This is a genomic window from Bifidobacterium sp. LH_413 (assembly GCF_056357015.1).
Genome location: NZ_JBKEVK010000012.1, coordinates 1 through 1,395, shown reverse-complemented (window position 1 = coordinate 1,395; position 1,395 = coordinate 1). Strand labels below are relative to the sequence as shown.

Annotated in this window: 1 rRNA gene; it reads left to right on the top strand. The window is 59.1% G+C overall.

Annotated elements, in window-relative coordinates:
* Positions 1-1,395, top strand: a 23S ribosomal RNA gene (locus AC1AYN_RS10500); the annotation flags it as partial.

The window sequence follows — 1,395 nt, the reverse complement described above, 5'->3', positions numbered from 1 at the left end:
GGTCCTGTTGGGAACTGATTTCCGGTAGGGTAGCGCGTGGAGTGACGCGGATGGCATGCCGGGTCCGGAGGTGGTTTTCCGGGTCCAAGCGTGCGGGGCCTTCCCCAGGCAAATCCGGGGATGCTATGGCCCGAGGCGTGATGGGGGCGTTCTTCGGACGTCTTCCGGTGGGTCCGTCCGTCGAGAAAAGCTTCGGCGCGAGGCGCATGGGCGCCCGTACCCCAAACCGACACTGGTGGTCAGGTAGAGCATACCAAGGCGATCGAGCGAATCCTGGTCAAGGAACTCGGCAAATCACTCCCGTTCCTTCGGTTTAAGGGAGACCCCCGATGGTGAACCGGCTTGCCCGGGGAGCGGTTGGGGGTGGCACAATCCAGGGGGTAGCGACTGTTTACCAAAAACACAGGTGCATGCGAAGGCGCAAGCCGCTGTATATGCACTGACGCCTGCCCGGTGCCGGAAGGTTAAGAGGATCCGTCAACCCTTTGGGGTGAAGCGGTGAATTCAAGCCCCGGTAAACGGCGGTGGTAACTATAACCATCCTAAGGTAGCGAAATTCCTTGTCGGGTAAGTTCCGACCTGCACGAATGGCGTAACGACTTCCCCACTGTCTCGACCAGGAGCTCGGCGAAATTGCAGTACGAGTAAAGATGCTCGTTAAGCGCAGAAGGACGAAAAGACCCCGGGACCTTTACTATACCTTGGTATTGGCATTCGGTGTGGATTGTGTAGCATAGGCGGGAGACTTGGAAGCATGGACGCCAGTCCGTGTGGAGTCGCAAGGTGAAATACCGCTCTGTTCGCATTGGATGTCTCACCACGANTCTGGGACAGTGCCTGGCGGGTAGTTTAACTGGGGCGGTTGCCTCCCAAAGAGTAACGGAGGCGCTCAAAGGTCCCCTCAGCCCGGTTGGCAATCGGGTGGCGAGTGCAAGTGCACAAGGGGGCTTGACTGCGAGACCGACGGGTCGAGCAGGGACGAAAGTCGGAACTAGTGATCCGGTGCCGGTGTACGGACGCGGCATCGCTCAACGGATAAAAGGTACCCCGGGGATAACAGGCTGATCATTCCCAAGAGTCCATATCGACGGGATGGTTTGGCACCTCGATGTCGGCTCGTCGCATCCTGGGGCTGGAGCAGGTCCCAAGGGTTCGGCTGTTCGCCGATCAAAGCGGCACGCGAGCTGGGTTCAGAACGTCGTGAGACAGTTTGGTCTCTATCCTCTGCGCTCGTCGGAATACTGAGGAGACCTGCCCATAGTACGAGAGGACCTGGGTGGACGAACCTCCGGTACGCCGGTTGTCACGCCAGTGGCACCGCCGGTTGGCTGCGTTCGGAAGGGATAACCGCTGAAAGCATCTAAGCGGGAAGCCCGCTCCAAGATAAGTATTCCC